General features: G+C 39.6%; 19 protein-coding genes. 8 read left to right on the top strand and 11 right to left on the bottom strand.

Annotation, left to right across the window (positions count from 1 at the left end; all coding sequences use genetic code 11):
• Window positions 1–67: 67 nt before the first annotated feature.
• Complete coding sequence (locus IAG46_RS00880) at window positions 68–2,713, top strand: putative LPS assembly protein LptD (RefSeq protein ID WP_223826535.1); 2,646 nt, start codon at window positions 68–70, stop codon at window positions 2,711–2,713.
• Between the two features lie 26 nt (window positions 2,714–2,739).
• On the top strand, window positions 2,740–3,120 hold the full coding sequence (locus IAG46_RS00875; protein ID WP_190808432.1) for a RidA family protein: 381 nt from the start codon (window positions 2,740–2,742) through the stop codon (window positions 3,118–3,120).
• On the opposite strand, the gene IAG46_RS00870 is transcribed toward IAG46_RS00875, so the two are convergent.
• The 4 genes from IAG46_RS00870 to IAG46_RS00855 all read right to left on the bottom strand — a co-directional run bounded on the left by IAG46_RS00870 (window position 3,113) and on the right by IAG46_RS00855 (window position 10,596).
• Window positions 3,113–3,964: an N-acetylglucosamine kinase gene (locus IAG46_RS00870; RefSeq protein ID WP_190808431.1), complete on the bottom strand. Its 852-nt coding sequence runs from the start codon at window positions 3,962–3,964 to the stop codon at window positions 3,113–3,115. The genes IAG46_RS00875 and IAG46_RS00870 overlap by 8 nt on opposite strands.
• Window positions 3,965–4,034: 70 nt before the next feature.
• Complete coding sequence (gene gap, locus IAG46_RS00865; RefSeq protein WP_190808430.1) at window positions 4,035–5,036, bottom strand: type I glyceraldehyde-3-phosphate dehydrogenase; 1,002 nt, start codon at window positions 5,034–5,036, stop codon at window positions 4,035–4,037.
• A gap of 20 nt (window positions 5,037–5,056) precedes the next feature.
• The gene (pfkA, locus tag IAG46_RS00860) at window positions 5,057–6,043 is read right to left on the bottom strand and encodes a 6-phosphofructokinase (protein ID WP_190808429.1); all 987 of its coding nucleotides are present in this window, start codon (window positions 6,041–6,043) and stop codon (window positions 5,057–5,059) included.
• 140 nt (window positions 6,044–6,183) lie between these two features.
• Complete coding sequence (locus tag IAG46_RS00855) at window positions 6,184–10,596, bottom strand: translocation/assembly module TamB domain-containing protein (RefSeq protein ID WP_190809722.1); 4,413 nt, start codon at window positions 10,594–10,596, stop codon at window positions 6,184–6,186.
• Window positions 10,597–10,698: 102 nt separating this feature from the next.
• Between IAG46_RS00855 and tsaD the strand changes: the two genes are divergently transcribed.
• The 3 genes from tsaD to IAG46_RS00840 are packed head-to-tail and all read left to right on the top strand — an operon-like array spanning window position 10,699 to window position 12,786.
• A complete protein-coding gene (gene tsaD / locus IAG46_RS00850) occupies window positions 10,699–11,727 on the top strand; it encodes a tRNA (adenosine(37)-N6)-threonylcarbamoyltransferase complex transferase subunit TsaD (protein ID WP_190808428.1) in 1,029 nt (342 codons plus the stop codon).
• A gap of 24 nt (window positions 11,728–11,751) precedes the next feature.
• Complete coding sequence (locus IAG46_RS00845) at window positions 11,752–12,081, top strand: TfoX/Sxy family protein (protein ID WP_190808427.1); 330 nt, start codon at window positions 11,752–11,754, stop codon at window positions 12,079–12,081.
• Entirely contained in the window at window positions 12,082–12,786 is a 705-nt protein-coding gene (locus IAG46_RS00840; protein WP_190808426.1) for a 16S rRNA (uracil(1498)-N(3))-methyltransferase, read from the top strand.
• Here IAG46_RS00840 and IAG46_RS00835 read toward each other — a convergent pair.
• Window positions 12,783–13,565 (bottom strand): thioredoxin family protein, encoded by a 783-nt coding sequence (locus IAG46_RS00835; protein WP_190808425.1) that lies wholly within the window; start codon window positions 13,563–13,565, stop codon window positions 12,783–12,785. The genes IAG46_RS00840 and IAG46_RS00835 overlap by 4 nt on opposite strands.
• A 39-nt stretch (window positions 13,566–13,604) precedes the next feature.
• On the opposite strand from IAG46_RS00835, the gene IAG46_RS00830 reads away from it, so the two are divergent.
• From IAG46_RS00830 to IAG46_RS00820, 3 genes are read left to right on the top strand one after another with little or no spacing between them, the layout of a single operon-like run.
• Window positions 13,605–14,255: a DUF4159 domain-containing protein gene (locus tag IAG46_RS00830; protein WP_190808424.1), complete on the top strand. Its 651-nt coding sequence runs from the start codon at window positions 13,605–13,607 to the stop codon at window positions 14,253–14,255.
• Window positions 14,256–14,258: 3 nt separating this feature from the next.
• Window positions 14,259–15,359: an AI-2E family transporter gene (locus IAG46_RS00825; RefSeq protein WP_190808423.1), complete on the top strand. Its 1,101-nt coding sequence runs from the start codon at window positions 14,259–14,261 to the stop codon at window positions 15,357–15,359.
• 7 nt (window positions 15,360–15,366) lie between these two features.
• Window positions 15,367–16,563 carry a class I SAM-dependent methyltransferase gene (locus IAG46_RS00820; RefSeq protein WP_190808422.1) on the top strand — a complete coding sequence of 399 codons (1,197 nt, stop codon included), beginning with the start codon at window positions 15,367–15,369 and terminating at the stop codon, window positions 16,561–16,563.
• On the opposite strand, the gene IAG46_RS00815 is transcribed toward IAG46_RS00820, so the two are convergent.
• From IAG46_RS00815 to xylA, 6 genes are all read right to left on the bottom strand, one after another.
• Complete coding sequence (locus IAG46_RS00815; protein ID WP_190808421.1) at window positions 16,541–17,263, bottom strand: M15 family metallopeptidase; 723 nt, start codon at window positions 17,261–17,263, stop codon at window positions 16,541–16,543. The genes IAG46_RS00820 and IAG46_RS00815 overlap by 23 nt on opposite strands.
• Window positions 17,256–17,987, bottom strand: a complete 732-nt coding sequence (locus tag IAG46_RS00810; RefSeq protein ID WP_190808420.1) for a PHB depolymerase family esterase — start codon at window positions 17,985–17,987, stop codon at window positions 17,256–17,258. Before IAG46_RS00810 ends, IAG46_RS00815 begins: the two co-directional genes overlap by 8 nt.
• 8 nt (window positions 17,988–17,995) lie before the next feature.
• Entirely contained in the window at window positions 17,996–18,517 is a 522-nt protein-coding gene (locus tag IAG46_RS00805) for a 5'(3')-deoxyribonucleotidase (RefSeq protein ID WP_190808419.1), read from the bottom strand.
• A gap of 104 nt (window positions 18,518–18,621) precedes the next feature.
• On the bottom strand, window positions 18,622–19,641 hold the full coding sequence (locus tag IAG46_RS00800; RefSeq protein ID WP_223826534.1) for a LacI family DNA-binding transcriptional regulator: 1,020 nt from the start codon (window positions 19,639–19,641) through the stop codon (window positions 18,622–18,624).
• 30 nt (window positions 19,642–19,671) lie between these two features.
• A complete protein-coding gene (locus tag IAG46_RS00795; protein ID WP_190808418.1) occupies window positions 19,672–21,288 on the bottom strand; it encodes a sodium:solute symporter in 1,617 nt (538 codons plus the stop codon).
• Between the two features lie 5 nt (window positions 21,289–21,293).
• Window positions 21,294–22,619, bottom strand: coding sequence for a xylose isomerase (gene xylA, locus IAG46_RS00790; protein WP_190808417.1), 1,326 nt, complete (start codon window positions 22,617–22,619; stop codon window positions 21,294–21,296).
• Window positions 22,620–22,626 lie beyond the last annotated feature (7 nt).

The raw sequence follows: 22,626 nt of genomic DNA, 5'->3' as shown, positions 1-22,626 counted from the left end.
AATAGGATTTATCGCGTTGCAAGCAAACAAACACCTTTTAGTATTCCTATTTATTATCCTCGGCGGTATGGCAAAACTTGCTGCCCAAGAGGATCTAATCAAGCCTTTGCCCATAAAAATAGTGGAGGATTCTATTTCGGCTCCGTTGCTTCCCCCAAACATCCTAAACGACTCTATTGCACTTGATTCAGCTCAAGTGGATACCGTACAAGGCAAGCAACCGCTCTTATTGGATAAGATCAAATATAAGGCTAAGGATTATGTCAAACTAAGTCAAAAAGACAACAAAATATATCTGTACAACGAGGCAGAGATTTATTACCAGGATACCGAGCTCAAAGCTGGTGTAATTGTAATGGATTATATTAAAAACGAGGTATACGCAGGTAGATTAAGAGATTCAACCGGAACTTATTCACAACTTCCCTTCTTTAAACAAGGTGACAACGAGGTACGTCCAGATTCCATCCGATTTAATTTTGACACCCAAAAAGCGCTTATTTGGAATTCTAGAACGGAACAGCAGGCAGGTCTTGGTCAATTAGGTTCTGACGCCATGAAAGTGTATGCCGAAATCACAAAAAAAGAAAATGATTCTGTCTATTTTTTAAATGAAGGAAAACTCACCACTTCAAAAGATACCATAGATCCAGATTATTACATTAGGGTACGAAAGGCCAAATTTGTTCCCAAAAAGAAAATTATTGCTGGGTTTAGTAATATCTATATCGTGGATGTTCCCACGCCCATTGCTTTACCTTTTGCATATTTTCCATTGACCCAAGGGCGGGTAGCAGGGTTGTTGTTCCCAACCTTCGGTAATGATCCCCAGAGGGGATACTTTCTTCAAAATGGGGGGTATTATTTACCGATCAGTGAGTATGTAGATTTAAGCCTCACAGGGGATTTTTACACCAATGGAAGTTATGGTTTCAGGGGCAATTCTATATATAACAGACGCTATAAATTTAGGGGTACGGTCAATTTTAGTTTTGAGAATTTGATTCAAAGTCAAAAAGGGTTTGATGATTTTAGTCGAACCAGCAATTACAATATTCGGATACAGCATACCCAAGATCCAAAATCGAATCCCTTTTCGCGTTTTTCTGCCTCGGTAAACCTTGGTAGTAGTCAGTTTTTTACCAATTCATTAAATCAAGTTAACCGGAATAATTCCCAGACCAATACATTTGCCTCATCTATAAGTTATTCGAAGACGTTTCCTGCCTATCCCTCAGTTAATGCCAGTTTAACACTTACACATACACAAAATTCGCGTACGCAGGCCATACAAATGTCCTTGCCCACGCTTCAAGCCAGTATGGAACGAGTTTTTCCATTTGCCAAGAGAGATGGAATAAAAAAGGGGATTGTTCAAAATATCAATTTTCAGTATGATGTGAATGCCCAAAACAGTATAACAACAACAGAAGAGGATTTTTTTACGAGCAAAATGTTTGAGGGAGCAAGAGTAGGAGCAAGACATCGAGTTCCATTGAGTACAAACTTTAAGATAGCCAAATACTTGAGTACGTCCTTAAGTGGAAACTACGAAGATGTATGGACCCTTGAAACTGTTCGGCGCAGGTTTGATGAAGAACAAGGTATCATCACGGATACCATTCCAGGATTCGACCGTTTTAATCGGTATAATCTGGGCGTGGGTATCGGAACTGCCTTATATGGAACTTTCACTTTTGGTGAAGACAAAAAGATTCAGGCGATAAGACATGTCATGCGACCATCTATTAGCTACAGCTATGCACCATCTTTCGAACAATTTTATGATTCTTATACGGATGGCGATGGAAATGATGTGCAATACACCCCATTTGAAACCAGTATTTATGGACGACCTTCGCTTGGCAAGAGCAATTCGCTTAGCTTTTCGTTGCAAAATACGCTGGAGGCCAAAGTTCGCGACAAGGATTCGACGGCCATCGAACCCAAAAAAGTAAGCATATTAAGTAACCTCACTCTGAATGCAAGTTATAATTTTGAGGCAGATTCGTTAAAATTGAGTCCCATCAATCTTAGTGGGGCCACAGAGATAATTAAAAATGTCCCGATAAACTTTGCTGCAACTTTTGACCCCTATGCCATTGACAACAATGGTCGACGAATAAATACTTTTAACGTAAATAATGGAGGAGGTTTGGTTCGACTGACTTCGGCACGGTTAAACACCGGGTTTTCGTTAAACAGTGAAATGTTCCAGAAAGGAGGCCAGAAAAAGGACCAGGATTCTGATACAAACAATCAAAATTATGGTGATAATCCATTTGAGTTAAAAGGATCTAGGGATAATGATGATTTCTTTGGAGGGAGAGGGAGAGGGAGCGAAAAAGATGACGAAGAGATAGAAAATGAGCTTTATGGCAACAAAACGCCATGGGACATGAGGCTTACCTATGTGGCTTCCTATAACAACAACAATAGACAAAGCGAAATCACCAATCATTCGTTGATGTTTTCGGGCAATATTCAGCTTACCCCCAAATGGGATGTAGGCTTTAACTCGGGTTATGATTTTAAAAACAAAGGTTTTACCGATACCCGATTTAGTTTTAATAGGGACTTGGACAGTTTTCGCATTAATTTTGACTGGACACCTTTTGGTAGATTTGAGCGATGGTACTTTTTTATCGGGATAAAGAGTTCACTTCTTAGCGATCTTAAATGGGAAAATCGAAGTCAACCATTTAGAAGATAATTTATTTTATTCTTACCTTTTCAGTCATGAAAAAAATAATCAATACCTCAAAAGCTCCGGCACCCATCGGGCCTTATAACCAAGCGGTGCTAATTAAGGATACACTTTATATTTCTGGACAGATTCCAATTGATCCTTCCACTGGTTCTTTGGTAGAAGGAGATATTAAAAAGGAAACCAGGCAGTCCATGGAAAACTTGAAGGCCATTTTAGATGAAGCCGGAATGACCTTTGAAAATGTGATCAAAACTTCCATTTTCATCAAGGACATGCATCAATTTTCAGAAATCAACGAAGTTTATGGCAGTTATTTTGATGCTGAAACAGCTCCGGCTCGAGAAACGGTGGAGGTTGCAAATCTTCCCAAGTTCGTAAACGTTGAGATTTCTATGATCGCTATTAAATAGTTTTCTTGTGGAATTCAACCAATCCCTCTATAGGTCGTTGGCGAACCACACCCAAAATAAGGTCGTTACGCTCTAAAACAGTGGCCAATTCTTCCCTTAAGAAATAGGCTATACTACCCACAAAGCTTATGGGAACCTTTGTGGCCAATTCAAATTGCATGATGTAGTTGTTCACAAACTGCTGCAAACCTTTATCGATTACGCCTTTACAATATGGGTGTTCTTTATTTTCAATTATGAACCTTGCAAAGGTGGCCAAATAGGTATTTGGATTAGGTTGTTTGTAAAGGTTCTCTTTGATCACATCCGCTTCAAGATTGTATTCCTTGGCAAACTTTATCCCCAGATCTTGGGGCATTTTATGAAAATAATAGTCACGTAGCAGTTTTCTGCCAAAGAAATTACCACTACCATCATCCATTAAAATATAACCCAAGGAAGTAACTTTTTGAAATAGTTGGTGGCCATCGTAGTAGCTACAATTAGAACCAGTTCCAAGAATACAAACGATACCTTGATGACCAATTTGGGTAGTGGAATATATAGCGGCAAAGGTATCTTCTCTTACCTCAGCTTTTGCTTTGGGGAAAAAGTCCTTAAAGATTTCCTTCAAAAACTTTTTCATGCGATCAGTGCCGCATCCAGCACCATAAAAATATAGCTGATTTACTTCATCCTTATTTTTAGAAAGCTCAAAGTTGTTCGCCAAGCGGTCTTCGATAACCTCCCTCGTAAGAACTTCAGGGCTTAATCCTAGAGTTTGTGTAAGAAATAGTTGATCTCCTTTATCATTAAGTGCAATCCAGTCAGATTTGGTCGCCCCACTGTCCACAATCAATATCATAAATCAGGTTTTAGGTTGGATCCTGAAGAGGAATAGCTTCCTCTTCAGGACTTATTTGTAAGATACTAAATTATAGACTTGCTACATGTTGTGCCAAGTCAACCAATTTATTTGAATAACCAGTCTCATTATCATACCAAGAAACTACCTTGAAAAATTTGGAATTCAATTCCATTCCCGCTCCTGCATCGAAAACACTGGTTCGAGGGTCTGCAACAAAATCCTGTGAAACCACCGCTTCATCTGTATATCCCAAAATACCTTTCAAATCTCCTTCAGAAGCATCTTTGAAAGCTTTCTTGATTTCATCATAAGAGGTTTCTTTTTCAAGTCTAACCGTTAAGTCAACAACAGAAACATCAGCTGTTGGCACTCTAAAGGCCATCCCTGTAAGTTTTCCTAAAAGCTCAGGAATAACTTTGGTCACGGCTTTTGCTGCTCCAGTTGATGCTGGAATAATGTTCAACAATGCGCTACGACCTCCTCTGTAATCTTTTCTTGAGGGTCCATCAACAGTCATTTGGGTAGCCGTTGTGGCATGAACCGTTGTCATAAGCCCCTCTTCGATTCCAAATTTATCATTCAATACTTTTGCAATCGGTGCGAGGCAATTGGTTGTACATGATGCATTTGATACAATAGTATCTGATGCTTTTGCTTCATCATGGTTAACACCCATCACAAACATCGGTGCATCTTTTGAGGGTGCTGAGATAACCACTTTTTTGGCTCCGCCATCTATATGGTACTGCGCAGTCTCCAATGTGGTAAAGATTCCGGTACATTCTGCAACGATATCTGCACCAACTTCATCCCATTTCAAATTTTTAGGGTCACGTTCGGCCGTGATACGAACTGTTTTACCGTTCACCACCAAATTTCCATCCTTGATCTCCACAGTTCCTTTGAACCTTCCATGGACTGAATCATACTCCAAAAGATATGCAAGATGTTCCACATCCAACAAATCGTTGATAGCGACAACATCTACATCATCTCTTTCCACGGTGGATCTAAACACCAATCTTCCTATTCTACCGAATCCGTTAATTCCTATTTTTAAATTTGACATTTTACTGTATTTAATTTTTATTATGTAGTCATTATATCTGAAACCCGAATGAGCTCCTCGTCTATTTCCGTATGTGCCTTTATGGCTTCGCTTATGGGGGTAAGAATAAGATTGTTGTCTCGTATACCCACCATATAGTTGGATTTTCCTTCCAAAAGGCTTTCTACTGCCTTTACACCCATTCTACTGGCCAAAACCCTATCAAAACATGTTGGGTTTCCACCTCTTTGCATGTGTCCGAGCACAGACACTCTTACATCGTAAATCGGTAAGTGCTCCTCGACATATTCTTTAAGCTCAAAAACGTTCTTTCCTATTTTATCACCTTCGGCAACAATCACGATACTTGAGGACTTACCAGATTTTTTGCTTCGCTTAAGTGAATCGAGCAGTCGTTCAAGGCCCAAGTTCTGTTCAGGAATCAGAATTTCTTCGGCACCGGCTCCAACACCTGCATTCAAAGCAATGTGCCCTACATCCCGTCCCATAACTTCTACAAAGAAAAGACGGTTGTGTGAGCTTGCTGTATCCCTGATCTTATCGATTACCTCAACCACGGTGTTTATCGCCGTATCAAAACCTATCGTATAGGTGGATCCCAAAATATCATTATCAATGGTTCCGGGAATTCCCATTATTGGAAAGTTGTATTCTTCGTTAAATAATAGGGCTCCTGTAAAGCTTCCATTCCCTCCTATTACCACAAAGGCATCGATGCCTTCTTTTAATAATTGCTCATGCGCTTTGGCTCGACCTTCTTTGGTTCGGAACTCTTCGCAACGGGCAGATTTTAAAATTGTCCCCCCTTTATTTATGATGTTGTTTACGCTACGCGCATCCAAAGTTTTGAAATCGCCCTCGATCATTCCCTGGTACCCTCTATAGATACCAACACATTCAATATCCAAATAGGCACATGTACGAACTACTGAGCGGATTCCCGCGTTCATTCCAGGAGAATCTCCTCCTGATGTAAACACTGCTATTTTCTTAATTTCTCTTGCCATTCAAAATTTTAAGAGCCCAAAACTAGGAAACTTTATTTAATTTACGAATGACTTATTAACTAATTTATTTTCAAGGGGTTTCGCAAACGTTTTCGTAAAATACATGTGGAAAAATTACGAAAAATGCAATTTTGAAAAGGCTATTTTTTGATAGTGTTTTTCTTGGGGATAAATCGTATCAAACTATCTTTTCCCATAATTTCAGTAGACTGTTCCGGTTTGGGTGCAACGGTTTCTTTTTTTCGCTTTTTGAATACTCTTTGCATTAATTCCTTAAAGCTATTAAAATCAACCTGATACGAAAGACCGACTCCTTGGGTATACCCTTGCCTTTCGGCCAAAAATTGCTGAATTTGGTTTTCACGGTTGAATATCTTGGCGCTTAGGGTCCCTTCCTCGTTCAATAAAACCTGAACCTCTACATCGCCAGCCACCACAGTTTCTGATACTCCGCCCACGGGAACCCCTACTCTACCGTTCACCAAAACCCTATCAGAGATTTGTGTAGATACGGTTACCCCTATCCTGTCTTCCGTCAAAATTTCGGCATTGGGGTCATTGTAGCCTTGTTCATAAGAAACACCCAGATTGAATTTATCGTTATCGCCGGCCAAAATTTGGTTGAGCAAGCCTGATGCGGTTTGAATGAGGTTACCTGTAACCGCTTGTTGATTGATTCCGGTCTGTTCGTTCACAAAGGTTCCTTGAGCCAACAAGAAAAAGGCATTGCGTTCTTTGATCGTAGGATCCTGGAGTCTGTATTCCAGCTCTGACTGCACCACCGAGTTTGTACCAGGAAAATCAATATCAAAATTAATATTTGGGCTTTCCAACTCCCCGTCCAATCGAACTACAACCTCCGTGGGTATTCTTCCGGTATAACCCGGATTATCCAAAAGTGGGGCCGGATTGGCGTTTAGGGCATACACGGCTTCTAAATTTAACTGGGCAGCCAAAGGATCTCTTTCCCAAAGAATAGTCCCTCCTGGACGTACTTGGAATTTTTTATCAATAACGCCCCCGTACCTAAAGTTATATTCTCCTGTTACGGCAACAAATTCACCATACATATTAAATTTGCCGTTGGTGTTGATTTCTATCAAAAGAATTCCTTCCCCTGTTCCTTTTAAGGAACTACCCGTGTCTTGGTCCACCACAATTTCAACTTCGGCATCTGGTGTTACATCAAGGTCAAATGCCATTTCCAAACCTTGATAGTCTTGTAAAATCCGTTCTTCACTAAAGGTTTCTGATGCTCCTTTTTCAATGAAATTGATAAAGGAATAATCTCCAACACTGGTAACATCGCTTAAAGGTATTTTTAGCGAAGTGCCTTCGGCAGTAGTTGCATCTACAGAAATGTTAAGTGCATCGGTGGACCCATAAATACTTCCGGTGCCATTGATAAAACCGGTACCATAATACAATGCCTCTTCTTCAAATTTGGTATTCAGGATCATGAAACGGTTGTCCTTGGTGTCCACATCTAGATCCAGGGACCAATCACCAAAAGCAGTATGATTTATAGTTCCGTCCAGCGTAGCCGTTGTACCTTCCTCAACATCAGAAAGTCCAATCTCTTCAAAATAAAACGTCTGATCAAAAAGCCGAACTCTCGAATATGGGGCAAAATTATAGTCAACATTTAGGTATGGAATACCAATGCCCGCGTCATTTAAACTTAAGGTCCCATTTATGGATGGATTGGCAACGGCACCTGTAATTTTAGCAAATCCATTTAACTTTCCCCGTATATTGGAAATAACGTCTTCTCCCAATGGACTAAAAGGCTCTAAGTCAAAATCGGTAAAGTTTACGGCCAAATCAAGTTCCCGTTTTCTATTCCGATTAGTGACCTTTCCATTGACGCTCATTTTTTCGAGGCCATTTTGATTTAACCAAGTGCTTACCCCAAACTGTGAAAGGTCATTGTTACCAAAAATTCCGATTTCCAAATCCCCCAAACGCCTATTATTAACGCTGAAATCTGAAATGTTCAAACTTGAAGTGGGCAAATACTTACCGTCTTTTTGTAAAATGTTCAGGAAACCATCAACAGATCCATCCAACTTTAGGCTATCTATGATAGGTGTAATCTTGTTCAGGGACACAATCTTAAATTGAAGGTCCAGATCTTTGTAGGTAGAGTCGGCCAAGTCTCCACGTAAACGAATCTGCTCCCTGTTTTCATTGTCCATGACCACATCTTCAATTCGAATACTATCCAAGGTTCTATTGATTATCACCTTGTTTTTGTTATTGGCATCCTTGTTCAATACCCAAGTATTACCCTTAAAATTGATGTCTGATTTTTTAAGACCTATCACCGACTTGTTCTCCTTGTTGAACGTATGGTAAAAGTTCAGGTTATACCTATCGTCATATCCAAGCCCTCCTTTAAACTCCGTTCTAAAGAACAGTGTATCCTTTAGTGTGGTGTTTATCAGGTTGAAATCTTTTACATCATAATAGATGGTAGACATATCCTCTACGGAGACAAAAGTGTTGAAGAGTGGGTTCTTATTGTCGATTTTAAGTTCAATGTTATCAAAATCATTTCCATAGGCTTTAATGCTTGGAGATTTAAAGGTGAGTTTAAAATCTCCTTCATCCGAAACAATGTCCCCTCTAATAAAGGTATTGGCCCCAAAAATTACCTCTGGAAAGAACACGTCAACGATCTTGTTATAAATCTTGAAGTTGAAGCTCAGTTGTTGTCCTTCCGAAATTTCATAGGGTTTGTAATTGGTATAGATGCTTCCTATGGAATTTTGCATCAGGCGTCCAAGTTCATCGACCCGAAATTTTCCTTTTGCATAGCCCGTAATAATATCCGGAGAATTTATTTCGATAGATCTTATTGTATCCTGGTCAAATGATGATGAGACCGCGAAATCCTCAAAATAATAGGTCTGATTTTTATTTTGGTATGTGGTATTCGAAAATCGAACTTGACCTATGATATTATCCAGGGTGCTCCCTTCAATATCCATATTTAGGTTCCCTTTAAAGATGGATACGCTATCATTGATAAAATTGAGCCGTTTTAAATCGGCATGGTCTACTGAGGCTATAAAGTTGAATTTGTTCTCATCCGCTCCAAAATCTGCCAACCCTTTAAAATCAAATTTGAAATTCGCATCACCGCTCACCAGCGAACCATCAAAAAGCTGCTCTTTTAATATTCCAGATACTCTTAGGTCATTGTATTCATAATCATTGTATTCCAATTTATACACCTGGCCAATCACCTCGGTGTTCAAGTATTCGGCAATAAAACCTTTTCCTTCCACATTCACGTCCATAGATGCCAATCCCAACTGGTCATCTTCAATGAAATTTCCCAAATTAAAATCTATAAGTGAGATAAACCCAATATATGAGGCATCATCAATGCTTTGTATATTGGTCATTTGAAGATCGGTATAACTGCTTCCAATATCTGTGTTCAAATTGATTTGGACGTCCAAGGAGGTTTCAGTTACCTCGGCATCTCCGCGAATGGTGAACTGCCCCAACTTTTGAAATGATGATGGTATGTTCTTGCCCAAAATATTCGGAAGAATTGACCTGAGCTGATAATAACTAGAGGTAAGGTTCTTCATATCGGCCCTCATTATAAATGGAGCTTCCTTACTGAACATATTGTCAAATTCAAAATCACCACGAATTCCGGTGTTCTCGGATTGAATGAATAGACTTTTTACTATCAACTTGTTCAAAACGCCATTAAAGCTCCCAGATAGTGAAACCTGTTTGTCTTTTCCAAACTCGTTATAAAAACTGTTCACCTCGTTCATTGCGATGGTTGATTCATCAAAATCCGCTTCTATCTGAACACGATCAACAAATTCGGCCAAATCTTCACGATTGTAGTTGAAGGTCATATCGCCCTTTAATTCTGATTCTTTGGTTTTGATTCTTAAAGAATCGAACCGCATTTGTTGTTTGGTGTACTTAAAGTTTGTAGCGAGTTTTTCAAGCGCAATTCCCCTTTTGCTCATTAATGAAAGGTCTTGGATGTTGAGGGAAACATCGGGGCCCAAAATCTGAAAATCAGTTGCCAAGACATTCATATTGGTAAAGTTCAACGTCTCTTCTATCTCTTGATTTTCATCGGAAAGTCGAAACCTTCCTTCGGATATCTGAATTTCATCCGACGCCATAAAAAATGGCGGTGTACCGGGCGCTCTTGGTTTTCCATCATCCAATTTGTCAACAAACACATCCAAATTGGTATCGCGCTCGCCTTCGTAAGTTTTTAAATTAAAAAATAATCCCTCCACGTCAATATCGCCAAATTCCAGTTTACCATTCACCATGTTCCGAATGTTTAAAATGGAGGTTGAAAGCTTTCGGATATATACGAGAGTGTCCTTTTTGTAATCTTCAACATAAATACCCTTGATGCCCGTGTTTAAATTGAATAGGGACAGCCCCAATCGGTTTATTTGGATATTGGTGCCAAACTCTTCATTGAGTGATTTAGTGGCATATTTGGCCATCTTGGTCTGTACCGCCGGAATGGAAAGAATAAGGGAGCCCAAGACCATAATCAGCAGAATTGCCAATAGTACACGAATCAGTATTTTCCTAAGTTTTCTGATAGGGCTTTATGTTTTACCTTTGCTCGACCAATTTTTGTTCCAAAAACAGTGGTAATCAAAAAAAATTACATTCTTGCAATAGAATCTTCTTGTGACGATACTTCTGCAGCCGTTTTATGCAATACAAAAGTATTGAGTAATGTGGTTGCAACACAAGAAATACACAAGCAATATGGAGGTGTTGTCCCAGAATTGGCTTCTAGGGCGCATCAACAAAATATTGTTCCAGTGGTACATCAAGCCTTGGCCGAAGCAAATATCGATAAAAAACAACTATCGGCCATAGCTTTTACACGAGGTCCCGGGCTTATGGGTTCACTGCTCGTAGGAACTTCTTTTGCCAAATCCTTGGCCCTTGGACTTGATATTCCTCTAATTGAGGTAAACCACATGGAAGCCCATATTTTGGCCCACTTCATTGAAGATGAAGATATGAAGGCACCAGAATTTCCTTTTTTGGCCATGACCATTAGTGGCGGACATACCCAAATTGTAAAGGTCAATGGTTATTTTGATATGGAAGTTTTGGGCGAGACTTTGGATGATGCCGTTGGCGAAGCATTTGATAAAAGTGCCAAACTTATGGGATTGCCTTACCCCGGAGGACCATTGGTAGACAAATATGCTCGAGAGGGAAATCCTAGGGCATTTCCATTTCCCAAACCAAAAGTCGATGGCCTGAATTTTAGTTTTAGTGGGTTAAAAACCAGTATCCTATATTTTCTTCAACGGGAAACTAAAAAGAATCCTGACTTTGTTTCTGAGAATATCAAAGACATCTGTGCTTCGGTACAACATACCATTTTGGAAATATTAATGGATAAGCTTAAGCTTGCCGTAAAACAAACGGGGATAAAGCAAATTGCCATCGGTGGAGGGGTTGCTGCAAATTCTGGAATCAGGGCTAGATTAAAGGAATTGGAAGGAAAAATGGGATGGACAACCTATATTCCCAAGTTTTCCTATTGCACCGACAATGCAGGAATGATTGGAATTGTTGGCTATTTGAAATTCCTTGAAGGGAGGTTCACGGACCAAAAAGTTGCGGCCAAAGCACGTTATACCATTGGAAGTTGATTTTTGAACCTGTAACTTTGGATTATGGCATATGATGAAGTATTAGCAAAAAGAATTCGCAATGCGATAAGCCTTTTTCCGGAAGAGTTTACCGAAAAGAAAATGTTTGGTGGTGTAGCTTTCCTATATCAAGGGAAAATGACCGTCGGACCTGTTAAAAATGATTTGATGGTTCGAGTGATTGGCTCCAAAATGGAAAATATCCTGCAACAAGAATTTGTTAGACCCATGGATTTCACAGGAAAACCCATGAAAGAATTCATTTTTGTTTCTCCGGAAGGTTTTAAAACCGAAGAACAACTACAAAACTGGATAGAATTAGGTCTGGAACACGCAAAAAGTAAATTAAACTAAATGCAACTATTCTATAATCCCACACTTGATAATAGTTTTAAGCAATTTTTCTTCTCTGCGGAAGAAAGTAAACATATCGTTAAGGTACTCCGTAAAAAAGAGGGCGATATTTTGCATATTACCAACGGGAGGGGATACCTTTTTGAAGCTGAAATTCTTATAGCAGACCCTAAAAAATGTAAAGCTCAAATAGTTTCAGAAGACAAGAGTATACCCAAACGTTATAGTTTGCATTTGGTGGTTGCCCCAACCAAAATGAACGACCGATATGAATGGTTTTTGGAGAAAGTCACTGAAATTGGTGTCGATGAAATTACACCTATAATTTGTGAGCGTTCCGAACGAAAGACCCTGAAAATGGAACGAATGGAACGAGTACTTCAATCAGCAATGAAACAATCCCTACAAACCTTTTTGCCCAAATTGAACCCTCCTATCACCTACAAGCAATACCTAAAGCAAGAAATAAAAGGGTTAAAGTTTATTGCACATTGTGATAAAGGCGAAAAAATGGAATTTAAAAGGCGCGTCGCGGCCGATAAAGATATTACCATATTGATTGGCCCCGAAGGAGATTTTAGTGCTTCGGAAATTTCAATGGCTCAAGAAAAGGGATTTGTACCTGTTTCGCTCGGCAACACCCGCCTACGAACAGAAACCGCTGCCATAGTAGCCTGTTCCACAGTTTCCATTATCAACAATTAAAGCTTTACAGAGGCTTTTGCGGCAGCGGTAACATCAAGATTATCAGCCTCAACAAGTAGCATTAAGGTCAAATCTTCGCCTTTAGATACAATGTTTGGTATGGAGATCGAAGACTTTCCTCCCGATGATTGCAAGGCAATATATTTTTCAGCAACAACGATATTGCTGTTCTTTAAGGTTCGGTTTCTATTTTCACCTCGCTTAACAGATGTTGTACGTTCATCCAAAACCAAAACCGCCCTGAGCTGTTTTCTTTCCAAATTTCCATTCACACCAAAATCAAATGAAATACCAAAATCTGATGTGACAACATTTTTGAGCACTACCTTGTTCGCAGTTTTTTCGGTTCTATAGGTTGCGATGTTTGAGGTCAATTTGGAACTATTGGAGCCTACAAAATGTTCCTTTCCATTTACAACCAATTGTGGAGTATAGTTACTTCGATATTTAAATTTACGATTGTAATCCCTCTGCTTTCTTGTAAATATTGACTTGCTAAAGGGGTCTTCCCATCCAATATAATTCCAATAATCTACATGGTACGACAAGGCAAAAACTTCTTCAGGATATTGTTTTTTGGCCCTTTCGAGTAACATATCCGCCGGGGGGCAACTGGAACAGCCCTGGGAAGTGAAAAGTTCTAACACCACCACAGGGTTATATGCGCTCTTTTCAATTTTATTTACCTCCATGGCCCGATCTTCCACTCTAGCGGTAATAAGAGCCAACAACGACATTCCAAAAAATGCAAATGAAGGAATTAAGATTTTTTTAAACATGAATACTGTACTTTTGATTACTAAGTTATTCGCACCTACATGAGACAACTTACCCTTTTGAGCTGTTTTTTAACTTTTTTTGTGATTGCACATACTAATGCACAACAGATAGCCATTCTAAAATATGGAGGTGGGGGTGATTGGTATTCCAACCCCACGGCCTTACCCAACCTCATTGAATTCTGCAACGATAACATCGGAACCAAAATCAACAAAAAACCAGAAGCTGTCGAAGTGGGCAGTGTTTCCATTTTTCAATATCCCTATCTTCACATGACCGGTCATGGTAATGTTTTCTTTTCAGATGAGGAGGCAGAAAATTTGAGAACCTATCTCCTTTCCGGTGGGTTTTTACATATTGATGATAATTATGGCATGGAACCCTATCTGAGACGGGAGTTAGAGAAAATTTTTCCTGAAAAACAACTGGAAGAACTTGGCGCAGACCATCCCATATTCAACCAGCGCTATTCTTTTCCCGAAGGGCTACCAAAAATCCATGAGCACGATGGAAAAAGACCCCAAGCCCTTGGAATTTTTGAAGAAGGAAGATTGTTGTTATTATTTACATTTGAAAGCGACCTTGGCGATGGTTGGGAAGACCCCTCCGTTCACAACGATCCCGAAGAAGTCAGATTAAAAGCATTACAAATGGGCGCCAATATTTTGGAATACGCGTTTAAAAGTTAGCACATGAATTCAAAAATTATAGCCAATGGAATTATAAGGGCGGTAGCTATAATCACCGGAGTGGTGCTCTTGGGCTATTTTCTTTTCAAGATACAATCCGTTTTGGCATATTTAGCCATTGCTGCGGTCATAGCCTTGCTAGGCAGGCCAATTGTTCTCTTTTTAAGAAGAAAATTAAAATTTCCAAATACGCTGGCCGTTATCGTGACAATGGTTTTGATGTTGGCTATTTTTATGGGGATTCTAGCCTTGTTTATTCCCCTCATTTCCGAACAGAGCAAGAACCTCTCGTTATTGGATATTGAAGCCCTAAAAGCTGATGTGAACACTCTATACCTTCAAATTTTGGAATATTTTGGAGCAACATCGGATAATGTCAATGATCTTATACAGGATTCTGACTTGGAAAAAAATGTTTTGGAAGGCCTTGATTTGGGTTTCATTCCAAACTTCCTTAACTCCTTTGTGAACACACTGAGCAGTTTTAGCATTGGTCTTTTCTCAGTACTTTTTATTTCCTTTTTCTTTTTGAAAGACAGCAAGCTGTTTCAAAATGGTATGTTGATTTTTGTTCCGGACAATAAAGAAAGTAACTTGGTAAAATCCGTCGATAAAATCAATGGATTGCTTTCAAGATATTTTGCGGGCATCCTCCTTCAACTTTTTATTTTGTTTGTCATCTACACAATTGCCTTGCTCATCGTTGGCGTAGAAAATGCCATTGTTATTGCGTTCCTATGTGCGTTGTTCAACATTATTCCGTACATCGGTCCCATCATTGGCGGAGCCATTATGATCACCCTCACGATGACCAGTTTTTTAGGTGCCGATTTTAGCACAGTAATTTTACCCAAAGCGCTTTATGTTTTACTCGGTTTGACAATAGGTCAACTTATAGATAATTTCTTTTCACAGCCTTTTATATTTTCAACCAGCGTGAAGTCACATCCACTGGAAATCTTCTTGGTCATTATTATTGCCGGGCTTGTTTTTGGTGTGGTTGGAATGGTGGTTGCGGTACCCGGATATACAGCTATAAAAGTGATTTTAAAGGAATTTTTAGCCGAAAATACCTTTGTAAAAAAGCTAACCAAAAATTTATAGTGTCAGTTTGAATAAATTGATATTAAATACTGGTGTTCAAGATTTTATAAATAATAATTGGAATGCTGACATCATGTCAGTTTTGCTAAAGAAGCAGCTTTTCGAGGGCATTTCCCAAAAAGAACTCGCCGAACAGTTGGAAGCCAAAAAAAAGTGTAAGGACAAGCTCCCAACTTGGTTCAATACCGAAGGTATTTATTTCCCAAACAAACGCAACATTGAACAGACCAGTTCAGAACGGACGGCGGCCTATAAAGCACGGTTGATAGGTGGAAAAACACTATTGGATGTTACTGGTGGGTTTGGTGTGGATACCTACTTTTTTTCCAAAGAAATAAGAAATCTTTTTCATTGCGAAATCAATCCTGAACTCAGTGAAATTGCCAAGTACAATTTTGAGGTTTTGGGTCAGAAAAACATCAGCTGTTTTTCAGAAGATGGAATTGAACTTTTAAAAAAATCCAATCAAAAATTTGATTGGGTCTATATTGACCCTTCACGCCGAAGTGGTAGCAAAGGAAAAGTTTTCTTGCTGAAAGATTGTATTCCCAATTTACCAGAATACCTCCCCTCTATTTTTGAAAAGACCACGAATATTCTTGTGAAAACTTCTCCGCTTCTTGATATTTCACAAGGGATTAAGGAACTAGATTTTGTAAAGGAAGTCCATGTTGTTGCTCTCCATAATGATGTAAAGGAGCTTCTTTTTGTATTAGCGTATGGATTTGATGGAGACATAGCCATTAAGACGGTCAATTTGGTAAAAGGATATGAGGAGGTGTTTGATTTTAAACTACAAGAAGAACAAGAAACCACATCTACTCTTGGCGCTCCAGAAACATATTTGTACGAACCCAATTCCCCCATTTTAAAATCTGGTGGGTTTAAATCAGTTGCCAATACTTTTGGATTAAAAAAACTGCATCAGCATTCTCATTTGTATACCTCAACTGATTGGGTCGACTTTCCCGGAAGAAGATTTGAAATCATCAAAACGATACCATATTCCAAAAGGAACATAAAAGATTTGGGCATCACCAAAGCCAACGTCACCTCCAGAAATTTTCCAATCCCTGTAGCGGAGCTTCGTAAAAAACATAAAATAAAGGATGGTGGGGAAAGCTATCTCTTTTTTACCACCGATGTAAACGACAAATTGATGGTATTGCTATGCAAAAAGCTTAATCCGGGCACTCCCATTTAAAATTAGCAACCCTGTCATTGGAAGCCGCAGATAGATTATAATGCCACCATTCTGTTCTGATTGACCAAAAACCATAGGCCTCCATGGTTTCTTTTAGTAATTTTCTATTGACAAGAATCTCCTCCGGAAGGTCAAGATTATCATGGTATGCTCTTTTTCCAAAAAAATCAAAATCAGTTCCCATGTCCAATTCATTTCCTTCCAAATCAACCAAAGTAATGTCTACGGCACCACCCTTATTATGAATGGAACCTTTAACCGGGTCGGCCACATATTGCGGATTGGGAACAATCGCCCACATTTTGTACTGCACCGAATTGGGCCGGTAACAATCAAAAAACTTGATTTTTACTCCCTTTTCCATAAAGGTGTCATTGGCCTTAATAAGTGCTTTGGCCGTTTTCACCCGTGTATAGCATTCCGCACAATCATATACCTTGGCCTTCAAAAAATTGTTCTCCGTTGCGTATCTCATATCGTAGGCAAAGTCGTCACTGAAATCTGCCAATCTAACAAAGGTTGTATCCGCTAGACCTTCGAAGGATTTAAAGGTTTTCTCCAAAACCGGTTGGGAAACCGAATCAATTACCTCAATTTCCTTTGATTTACTTTCTGAATCAACTACATCTTCTGATTTATGTTCCTTTTGTTTGCATGAGCACAAAACAATAAGTAAAACGTAAGGCAAAAGTTTATTCATCGTTCCTTTTTTGTTGATTAAACCATGTGTAGAGGGAATCATTGGTGTACGCCCTACTCCATGAGTTATGTCCTACCCCTTTGTACCTCGTATACTTCACATCATAGTTCATTTGCTGCAGTTTGGACACCATTTTATCCGATTCTTCCACCGAAATCACCTCATCTTGGTCTCCATGGAAAACCCAAATAGGCATTTCCTTATCTATCCAATGGGCATATGGTAGCGGGGCCATACCGCAAACAACGGCTAGGGCAGCGAACTTATCTGGATACTGCGCTGCAAGGTTCCAAGAAGCGCTTCCACCTCTACTTAAACCTGTTAAATAAACTCTTCTTTTGTCCACTCTATTGGTCTCAGTAACCGAATCCAACAATTGTACTACGGCCTCAATATTCCACCATTTTTTCTTATGGGGATTTTGGGGTGCAAGTACCAAAAATGGAAATTGTTTCCCTTCAACCAAGAGCTTGGGCGGTCCATTTTCTTTGATTTCTTCTAAATTACCACCGGATTCACCTCCTCCATGTAAAAACAACAAGAGACCAAATTCTTTTTCAATATCTGAATCGTACCCTTCGGGATAGTACAGGTAATATTTTAAGTTTTCGGTGTTCACTGTCTGAATCTCATCTTCGATGAGTCTTGATTGGGCAGCACAACCTTGCAATAGAAAAAGACTTAATAACAAAATAGGGACACGCAGTATTTTTGGTAATAGCATGCTCTAAGTTACAAAAGTTTATCCGCGATTTCGTTCCAAGAATTTGCACGTTCAAATCCATTGGTGTTGGTATTGTGGGGCGAGGTAAACATAATGGAGCGACCATCAAAACTTTCCAAATTATATGCCCGGTCGTCTATTAAAATATCTCCTTTTAATATGAATTTATGTCCGCAAAGCACTCGTCTTTCCCATGGAATGAATGGAAAGAATTCATCCAACCAGTCTGATTTTTCCTTTAAGGAATTGGGAAATTGCATCGCAGCCGAAGCGATATAAACCTCATATTTTTTATCGAGTTCAGCCATTACTTCCCGACTATCTTTAATAAGATCCAAATCTCTGAAGAAACCAACCTGCCAAGCATGGTTCATCATTTGCTTGCTATGTTCTTTGGGCACGCATTGCCAAGCTTCTTTACCGTTGCAATCAGATAAGTTGAGTTGCACACCATGTTCTTCTTTATATAGTTCCAAATGGGCTCCATAGGTGTCGGCTAGCACCTCATCCATATCAACAAATAGTGTCATTTCAAAAAAATTAAGTCTCGAAGGAATGAAAAAATGGAAGAACCACAAACTCTGATTAAAAAATAATTGAAAATAATCTTTGGCGCTACGAAGTCAAAGACGGATCATTCGATTCTCTTGGTTGAATCCCGTTCAATGAGGCTGGTCTTAACCAACTTGGTGGTAAACGGCATCTCTCCTTCGTATTCGATGCGATCTATAAGAATGTTGGCGGCTAGTTCCCCAATATACTTTCCGTGCTGACTCACCATGGTCAGTGCAGGAGACACATATTTAGATAATCTACCATTGGTGAAGCCAACAATCGATATTTCATTGGGCACTGCAATTCCTTTTAATTTTAAAATATTCAGGGTGTCCACAGCGGTCATTTCATCCAAAGCAATGATGGCATCAATTTCCTTATCATCCAAAAGCAACGATATCAAAAGTTGTAAATCGTCATTTCTACCAACTTTGACCACATTTTTTTGCTCATAATCCAAGTTGTTTTCTTTCAATGCCTTTTTATAACCTTCGACCCTTAGCTTACCCACACTTGAATTGTAAATGGTGGAAATAATGGCTATTTTTTTACAGCCGGTTTTTAATAAATGGTTTGTGGTATTGTATCCAGCCTCAAAATCATCCACTACAATTTTATCACAATTTACCTGTTCGCTGACCCTGTCAAATAAAACCATGGGAATCTGGTTTTCGATAATATTCTGAAGATGTTCCGTTTTACTCTTTGCTTGTGTTTCTTCTGAAAGTGATAGAATGAGTCCATCAACTATACCAGACCCTAACAATTCAACAGTTTGAAGCTCCTTTTTATAAGATTCATCCGATATGCAACTTATAATCGTGTAACCCCGGGCATTGGCAGATTGTTCAATTCCGTAAAAAACCTGGGTGAAAAAATAATTTAAAATATTAGGTACAATAACCCCAATGGCTTTTGTGGTTTTGTTCAACAGATTAAGGGCAATTCGATTGGGTTTATAATGATTTTCCTTGGCGAATTCTTGTATTTTGAATTTCACCTCTTTGCTGATCTCTGCACTGTCCTTAAGTGATTTTGAAACCGTGGAAATGGACACACCAAAATGTGAGGCAATATCTTTTAAGGTAAGTTTTTTCATAATCCACAGATTTCACAAATCCGAAACGTTTCACCCAGTAAAATATGCCAGAATGAAAATTACCACTGCAACAAGCGCCAGTGAAAGTACAACATCAATAACGGATATACTTTCACGGTTCAATTGTTTGTCCTTGTTCGATAGTGTTCCAAAAGTAAGTCCTTTGATCAATGCATAATCCGGAGGGTTGGTGGCTAAACTAACCCCAATACAAATCATCAATGAAAAAAGGAACATGAAAATTGCCATATGGGCAAAATTGATTGTGGCAAAGGATAAAAGAACCCCAGAGAGGTCTGTTTGATATATTTCGGCCAAAATACGAAGTGCTGCCATTACCAATCCCGAAAAAAGGGTTACAATAGCTGCTTTTGAATTTACCCGTTTCCAAACAATTCCCAACAAAAAAACTGCGGTTATGGGCGGAGCAATATAGGATTGTACGCTTTGAAGGTATTGATATAACACCCCTCCACCAATCTTTTCCATGATGGGAATCCAGATAATACCCAAAATCACCACAATTGACGTAGCCACTTTTCCAATTTGCAGGAGTTTTTTTTCCGCAGTAAGCGGTTTTAATTTTTTATAGATATCAATAGTGAAAATAGTTGAGCATGAATTAAATACAGAGGCAAGAGAACTCATTAACGCAGCCATCAATCCACCGGCCACCAATCCTTTTAACCCAACGGGAAGCAATGTTTTTACAAGTACTGGAAACACCTCATCACTTTTTTCATAGGTCAACACACCTTGTTTGGCAAGAGCAAAGGCTATGATTCCTGGGATAAGGAAAATAAAGATGGGCAACAACTTAAGGTAAGCCCCAAATATAGCTCCCCTTCTTCCAATTTTAATATTATTGGCCGCTAAGGTGCGCTGCACGATGTATTGGTCCGTGCACCAATACCAGATTCCAACAATGGTCCCCCCAAACAACATTCCGGTCCATGGAAAATCTGGGTCTGAAATGGGTCGCCACATATTAAAATGTTCACTTCCGGCCACGGAGCGAAGCTCTTCCCATCCTCCTACTTCTTGCAAGCCCAAATAAGTAATGACCAACGATCCGGCTATAAGAATGACCGTTTGCAGTGTTTCGGTATAAATTACGGCCTTCATCCCTCCTATTATGGTATAAGCCCCGGTAAAAACCACAATTCCTATAGCTCCATACCAAAAAGGGATTCCCAAGAGTTCAGAAACCACAATACCGCCAGCATAAATGGTTACCGAAACTTTGGTAATCACATAGCCGACCAACGAGAAAACGGAAAGAAACCACCTTGAACGACTATCAAATCGTTTTTCCAAAAACTCGGGCATTGTAAACGCTTTGCTTCTGAAATAAAATGGCAAAAACAACCAACCCAAGAGCAATACAATCCAAGCATGTAGTTCGTAATGTGCCATTGGCATCCCAGATTCGGCACCGGTCCCTGCCAATCCCACAACATGTTCTGAACCGATATTGGAAGCAAAAATGGAGGCGCCAATCACAAACCAGCCCACGTTTCGCCCGGCCAAAAAGTAATCTTCTGTGTTTTTATTCTTTTGGAGCACTACCCAAATAGCAACTCCTATCAGTGCCAAAAGATATGCTGCCAGCACCCACCAATCTGCCGTTTCCAAAATGGATTCCATATATTTTAGGTATACTGATTCAAAATATTCTCAAACAATTCTTGCTTGCCGCTTATTTGCTCAGGCTCTCCATGCTCACCGGCATAGTTGTACAAATCGGTTAAGGACAACTTTCCTTTGGAGAAATCAGCACCTTTTCCAGAATCAAAAGAAGCGTACCTCTTGTTCAAAAGGAATTCATAGGGTGACTGTTGTATTACGGCATCCGCAATCAACAAGCCGCGGGCAAAGGTGTCCGCCCCTCCAATATGCGCCAGAAAGATATCTTCCAAATCTGTTGAGTTTCTTCGTGTTTTGGCATCAAAGTTTATTCCTCCGCCCTGAAGTCCGCCAGATTTTAGGAAAACCAACATCGCCTCAGCAACTTCCATTGCATTATTTGGAAATTGGTCCGTGTCCCATCCATTTTGATAATCACCCCTGTTGGCATCTATACTACCCAGCATACCAGCATTGGCTGCAACTTGCAATTCATGTTGAAAAGTGTGCTGCGCCAGAGTTGCATGGTTGACCTCGATGTTCAATTTAAAATCGTTTTCTAATCCGTATTCACGGATTGAGTTTATAGATGTGGCAGCATCAAAATCATATTGATGTTTTGTGGGCTCCATAGGTTTAGGCTCCACAAAGAAAGTTCCTTTAAAACCTTGACTTCTTGCGTAGTCTTTTGCCATGTTTAAAAAGCGGCCTATATGGTCCTGTTCGCGTTTCATATCGGTATTCAACAAAGACATATAGCCTTCTCGACCACCCCAGAAAACATAGTTTTCGCCTCCAAGCGCAATGGTTGCATCCAAAGCAATCTTTACTTGGGCGCCCGCTCTGGCCACAACATTAAAATCGGGATTGGAAGCCGCCCCGTTCATGTATCTTGGATGTGAAAAACAATTGGAGGTACCCCACAACAGTTTTACCCCCGAGGCCTTTTGTTTTTGTTGCAGGTATTCCACAATTTTGTGGATTCTATCTTCTGATTCTGACAAAGTATCTCCTTCTGCAACCAAATCATAATCATGAAAGCAATAATAGCCAAAGCCCATTTTGGTGATAAACTCAAAGGCCGCATCAGCTTTGTCCTTTGCTGCTTTTATAGGGTCTGATGAAACAGCCCATGGAAAATTCTTGGTTCCTGGCCCAAAAGGGTCACCACCGGTGCCACAGAGGGTATGCCAATAGGCCATGGCAAACTTAAAATGTTCCCGCATGGTCTTTCCTGCAACAATTTGGTCCGGATTGTAATATTTGAAAGCCAAGGGATTATCAGAATCCCATCCTTCATATTTGATTTCCCCTATTCCCTTAAAAAATTCGGTATCGCCTAAAAGTGCCATATTAGAA

It is taken from the genome of Flagellimonas sp. S3867, assembly GCF_014698935.1.
In the GTDB taxonomy this organism is placed as follows: domain Bacteria; phylum Bacteroidota; class Bacteroidia; order Flavobacteriales; family Flavobacteriaceae; genus Flagellimonas.
This window is presented reverse-complemented; position numbering and strand designations above follow the sequence as displayed.